Annotated in this window: 4 protein-coding genes; 2 read left to right on the top strand and 2 right to left on the bottom strand. The window is 35.6% G+C overall.

Features of this window, described 5'->3' with window-relative positions:
• Positions 1–1,475: 1,475 nt before the first annotated feature.
• Both BN338_RS04770 and BN338_RS04765 read left to right on the top strand, forming a co-directional pair.
• Entirely contained in the window at positions 1,476–2,567 is a 1,092-nt protein-coding gene (locus tag BN338_RS04770; protein ID WP_039759526.1) for a D-alanyl-D-alanine carboxypeptidase family protein, read from the top strand.
• A 405-nt stretch (positions 2,568–2,972) separates the two neighbouring features.
• Complete coding sequence (locus tag BN338_RS04765) at positions 2,973–4,034, top strand: CobW family GTP-binding protein (RefSeq protein WP_198003677.1); 1,062 nt, start codon at positions 2,973–2,975, stop codon at positions 4,032–4,034.
• 882 nt (positions 4,035–4,916) lie between these two features.
• Here the strand turns inward: BN338_RS04765 and BN338_RS04760 are convergent.
• On the bottom strand, positions 4,917–5,666 hold the full coding sequence (locus tag BN338_RS04760) for a L,D-transpeptidase family protein (protein ID WP_039759571.1): 750 nt from the start codon (positions 5,664–5,666) through the stop codon (positions 4,917–4,919).
• 40 nt (positions 5,667–5,706) lie between these two features.
• Positions 5,707–6,630 (bottom strand): acetyl-CoA carboxylase carboxyltransferase subunit alpha (locus tag BN338_RS04755; RefSeq protein ID WP_039759525.1); only part of this gene is annotated, 924 nt, incomplete at its 5' end.

The following is a 6,630-nucleotide window of genomic DNA, read 5'->3' as shown; positions in this document are numbered from 1 at the left end:
AATTCTTCCTCCCTTTAAAAATCATTTAAATAGCATACAGAATATTGATCTATAAGGATATTTATTGCTATTCAATGTGAATGAAAAACCTGAATACTGTAAAATTATCTCATTTAAGATTTGTTTTATGTTGAATCAATCAAAACCACTTGCTTGCACATTATCAACGAAAAGAGCCGTATAGGTGAAAACCATACAAAAAAACGTGCCTCTTATCAACCATCTCACGTGCCCAAGGACTGTCTGCAACATTGAAGACTAGAAAAGTGTGTGATACTGGCTTACTCCTTCACAAGTACAACATTAATGGCGAATAATAAACGATAAATGCCAACACCTTTCTTCATATAAAAATTATAGCTCTTACGAGTAAGATCTTAAAAGAGATATGAAAACTGCTCGATATTTCTTTAAAACCAGCGCGCAAATAAACAACGCAACAGTATTTTATTTTGACGAATTCTATCTTGTATAAGAAATGCATACCCCCATTAAAGAAAGTTCATAAATAAGCCGCAGAACTTTATATTTATTCAAAAACAGTGTTAAAAATGCTCGCTAAGAAGTTAAATGAGGAGAAAAACAAACAACTTCTTTAAAGAAAAGACATCAATCAATAATACAATGGCGTGCTATTTTCCATATATAATACATTGATTTACAATGATAAATGATGTTTTATGTTAAACAATAACATTCAATAGAGTAAAATTACCCTTTTCTTATATTGAATCAATTATCTTGCTATCACTGATGGAAATTAATGTATAGGCAAGAATTGTTAAAGCAAAAGATATAAACACCTCTCATAGTCCCTCTTAATATAAGAGTTATTTTAAAGAGGCATCTTTTATGGCACCCCACCCCATTTCATAACGTTGACTATGAATGGTATAATAGTAAATCTGTTGAGCTCCCCCATTTTTACGCTCGTGAAGCAGCAAGCCTGCACCATCACCCCCCCTTTACCGATCCCCAAATTGCGGAAGCCCTTGGCACTTAAGACAGTTCATAAGAGGTATTTTTCTTATATGGTTCTACACAGCTCTTTCCCACCTGTAACGTACAAGCGGATATTTTTAATTTACTCAAACCTTAGAACATATTTGGAGTGAAAGAAGCTAAGGATATTCAAGGATCTCATTAAACAGATAAAACCATAAACTATCACCAAATATATTAAATAATAGAAAAATTGTATGATTAAATGGATTTTTTTCTTTCTGAAAAATAACAATATCTTCAAAAAAATTAAATCTTGTATAATATCTATCATTTAAAAAGTATTTTTTGAAATACTTAAACCATCAAACCAAATTCAAGGGGAAAATAAAGATGAGTATTGGTTTTTATTCCAGAGACATAGCTCAATACAACAATTAACTATCTGTCCTCTCTATCCTGGACTTAAAAGCTTTGTATTCTACATTAAAACAATTCTAAATAATGAATAAGCAGGAACTGGGTTTAAATTAATGCAACGCCTCTTTTATAATTTATTTTTTTCTTTCATCTTGAGTTTGTCGAGCACTTTTTCTTTAGCACAACCTTTTATTTCTGTTGATGTTACAACGGGACATATCTTAAAACATAATCAAGCTTTTGAGCGCTGGTATCCAGCTTCCTTAACAAAATTAATGACTGCTTATGTTATTTTTCGCGCTATGAGCCGAGGGGAAATTTCACCCAACAAACCTATCACCATCAGCGAATATGCCGCAAAAGCTCCCTCGTATCGTTCAGGCTATAAAGCGGGTTCTATTCTCACACTTGATACAGCCTTAAGTATCACCATGGTTAAATCGACCAATGATTTGGCCATTGCCATGAGTGAAGCCATTGCTGGTTCACAAAAAGCTTTTGTACGCAAAATGAATAGCGAAGCTAAACGTTTAGGCATGTTTGGCACCCATTTTGCGAACGCAAGTGGTTTACCAGACCCTCAAAACTACTCCACCGCACGCGATATTGCTCTTTTAGCTGTCCAAATACGTCGTGAATTTCCACAATATTCTCATTATTTTTCTATTCCAGCCATTGATTTTGGTAATAACCGAAAAATCCAGCATAACTCAAACAACCTCATTGGCCGTTTTTATGGAATAGATGGTATGAAAACAGGGTTTATTTGCGCCTCTGGTTTTAATCTTGTTGCCTCAGCTACTCGCAATAAACGTACAATTATTGCTGTCATTCTAGGCGCTAATAACATAAGTGAAAGGGAAGAAAAAGCGGCACAACTTCTTGAAATAGGATTTTTGCATCAAGGAAATCCTCAATTAACATTAGCAACATTAAAACCTTATGGAAGCAACATAACACAAGCCAATGATATGAGACAACAAATGTGCACGCCTGAAGCCATAAAAATGCATGCTAATTCATATGACGATCAAGGAAATATTATTCTCATCTCACCTTTTATCACGGCTCCACCTTCTTTTTCTCACCCTTTAGTCGTACACCTTATTCGTACACCACAGACACCCAAAATGACAGTAAAACCACTAAAAAAACCCCATAGTCTGTCTAAAAAAAGTGTAAACTATTCTATAAAAAAGCCGTAAGCTATAATCTATAAATTAATTATAATACATTGATTTATAATGATAGTTTTGCACTTTATGTCAGAAGCACAAATATCGTAAGGCTTTCTCATTTTAAATCTGTATCTGTCGAAGCAATTAAAATCAGTCTCTTGCATATCACAAGGTGGATGAGCATAGAGATAAAATAATCACAACAGGGAATTAAAATTCCTCCTATAAAGTTTTTCAAGTGCCAAGAATGACCATAACATTGACACTGAAAAAGTGTATGATCATGCCCACACTTACCTTTATAATCATAAAAATAATGATAAAATCGATTTCATAGGGTATTGACCCGTATATCTCACGGGCACCATTATAAATGGCGTTAAACATCGTAAGATACATTTCTTTAAAACAAAACCACGGTTGATGATCAAAATGAAAATAAAGCGCATTCCTCTCACGCTTATTACTGGTTTTTTAGGCTCTGGCAAAACAACTTTGCTCAACCGGATGCTACAAGACCCTCTCTTAACGGAGTGTGCTGTTATCATCAATGAATTCGGTGAAATCAGCATTGATCATCTTCTGGTTGAAAAGGCAACAGAAGGAATTATTGAACTTGCCAATGGTTGTTTATGCTGCAATTTACGCAGTGATCTCATTGATACATTAATTGATTTAATCAATCGCGTCCAAACAGGACAGATCAAACAACTCAATCATATTATCATTGAAACAACAGGGATAGCTGATCCCGCTCCTATTTTACAAATACTTTTAAGCCACCCGTTGTTTATTCAAACATTGTCCATAAATGCTGTTCTTGCAACATTTGATACATTAAGCACACTTTCCATATGTGAGCGCTATCCTGAAATATATAAACAATTAATCTTTGCTGATAAAATTATTCTCACCAAAACAGACCTTATAGCGCCCCAAGCACTTTCAAATACGCTCCTTAACGCACTTAACAGAATGAATCCTACAGCACAAATCATTGATGCCCATTCTGAAGATTTCTGCTCAAATCTATTAATAAATCGCACATTATGGGATGAAAAAGGAGAAAATACACAACTTAAGCAGAATCTTATTACGACTCCACACGATCATCCTCCTCATAAAACCATTCGTACCTTTTCACTAGAATGTGAGAACCTTGTTGATTACGCTACAATTGAAGCTTTTTTAGATCTCCTACAAGACCGTTATGGTACAAAATTACTCCGTATTAAAGCGATTATCGCATTGCGTGATGATCCTTATCGTCCTCTTATATTACATGGTGTACAAACATTTTTCCATCCACCTATAAGACTACCAGCATGGCCAAAAGGAATAAAACAAACACGTTTTGTCATCATTGCCGATGGTGTTGAAAAAGAAGCAATACAAAAACTTCTCAATGCTTTTTTTAATAAGCCGGCAATAGATACCGCAGATAAAACAGCTCTCTTGGAAAACCCTCTCATCATTCCAGGAATGAAGTTTTAATTCTCCCCTTCAGTGAAGATAACGTGAAACCCATTGAGTCATACCCTTTTTATGCTTTTCAAGAAGCAAAACAGCCCTTCCATCATAGATTTTTCCAACCCTCAATGTTGTGGTTAGCTCTTGACACTTGAGACGATTTATTAGAGGCATTTTTATTGTGCATTTTTATCCATGTGGCGCTTTTCATTTGTAATATGCAAGCGAATGGTTTTGATTGATCCATCATAAATAGATTTTAGGATAAAAAAATTTTTATGATATTTAGCCTCTTAATTCAAATCGAAAAAAGGAATAAATTATCATTGTAAATCCAATTACTATTATAAAAATTTTCACTATTCGTTAATCAATAATCAAGTGATTCTCTCTTGCAATGCACTTTATCTGCAAAGCATTTCAGAGGTTTTATTTCAAAACCCCATTGGATAAATTCTTGGTTTTAAAGTATTTCACTCAACTTTATTTTTCCAGCAGATTGAAACAAACCCCTCTTAATTTTAGGCAAAAAACTAAAATCAGACAAAGGCAATATTATATTTTACATGTCAGCATCTATATTATAATCAACACCATAAGACAACATTTGACAGCATGAAATAATTAAAACCCTTCAAAATTAAAAAGAGAGACGCATTTATACTTTTCACTAAAAAACAAAGATTGCTATTCATACCAGTCTGCGAAACAATATAACTTCTCCGAACAAGCCTCTCTTGGCTTTCCTCACCTCATCTGATTTACTTACATAAGGCTCTATGAAAAAACTCTATGCTTTAAAATATCGACTATTCACTTAAAACACTTCATGCGTAAAGTTTTTCCATTCCTGTATCGCCATCATAAACAAGAGCGTTTTTACGGTATAGCAGAATAAAATAACACTCACCGCATTAGGGAAACTGAAGTTTTATCAATATCGCGATTAAAAATGTAACGTTTTCCATAAACTTCAACAATCGGAGGTTGGCGATTTTCTTCAAAAAAATCATACCCTTTCTTAAGCATAACCCAAAATTGATAATGGGGATCATTGCTATGACGTAACATATTATCCTCGGTCATGCGGAAAGGAAAAGCCTGCAACTGAAACGCTCTTTGTCCTCCTTTAAAAGCATCCCGTGCAAAGGCATAAATTTGAGCCATATTTTTATCACTCATAGAATAACAACCGGCGGAAAAACAAGAACCATGCACCATAAGATTGCTTCCTGTACGACCATTTTCCTGATCATAGAGGTTAGGATATCCTATATTAAAAGAAAGATAATATTTTGAATAAGGATTCATTTGGTTTGCAGTAATAGTATAAAAGCCTTCCGGCGTTTGAAGATCCCCTTCTTTATATTTAGGTCCAAGTTTACCAGACCATTTGCAAATGCCATAGCGAGCAACCAAGATAAAAGGACCTGAACGAGATTGCTTCCAAATTTCGGCAACATTTTCCTCCTTGAAAAATCGCATCACAATTGGTGCATATGGATCAATATCGTACAAAGCCATTCTATTCTGAATTTCTTGCGGAAGAGGCTGCTCAACTTTAGCACGTATAGAAGCGGGTAATCTTCCTTCACAAGCCGTCAATATTCCTATTACAAACAACACACACACAGAAAGAAATCTGTTAAATGTCATCGCAAAAAACTCCAATCCACCCCCCCTCACAAAAAATGATTTATGCTAATGAGCGACCGATTTGAAGGTATTTTTCCCTTCGCTCTTGTTTGAGAACTTCACCATCTTTTCCAACCATAGCTTTTAAAGCTTCTGAAATAATCTCACCCGTTGCATCAATGACAATCTCTTTATCACGATGCGCTCCTCCTAAAGGTTCTGAAATAATGCCATCAATAATCTTTAAGCGATACAAATCCTGAGCGGTAATACGCATATTCATTGCAGCATCTTTTGCACGGGCTGGATCACGCCATAAAATAGAAGCTGCTCCTTCTGGAGAAATAACAGAGTAAATCGCATGTTCTAACATATAAACTTTATTAGCAGCCGCAATTGCTATCGCCCCCCCCGAACCGCCTTCTCCAATAACAACGGATACAACAGGAACCTTTAAGCGCAAAGTTGCAGCGGTTGATTGAGCAATTGCTTCCGCTTGCCCACGTTCTTCAGCGCTTACTCCAGGATAAGCACCCGCTGTATCAATAAAAGTGAGGAGTGGCAAACCAAAGCGATCAGCCATTTCCATAATACGGACAGCTTTACGATATCCTTCTGGACGTGCAGAACCAAAATTATAGCGCAAACGTGTTTGCGTATCGTGACCTTTCTCTTGACCAATGTAAGCAACTGCCTCACCCTTAAAGCGAGCAAAACCAGCTTGAATAGCTTCATCTTCAGCAAATTTTCGATCTCCTGCCAAAGGTGTAACATCACTCAATAAGCGTTTAGAATAGTCCATAAAATGCGGACGATCAGGATGACGAGCGACTTGTGTTTTCTGCCACGGTGTTAATTTTTTATAAATATCGTTCAATGCTGTTTGGGAACGTTTTTCAAGACGCGCAATCTCATCGCTCATATCAAGACTGCCTTTTTCCTGAGAAATTTTTTTTAATTCAAGAATTTTCCCATCGAGATCAGC

Origin of the sequence: Bartonella queenslandensis AUST/NH15, from assembly GCF_000312585.1 — a bacterium.
Classification (GTDB): Bacteria; Pseudomonadota; Alphaproteobacteria; order Rhizobiales; family Rhizobiaceae; genus Bartonella; species Bartonella queenslandensis_A.
This window is presented reverse-complemented; position numbering and strand designations above follow the sequence as displayed.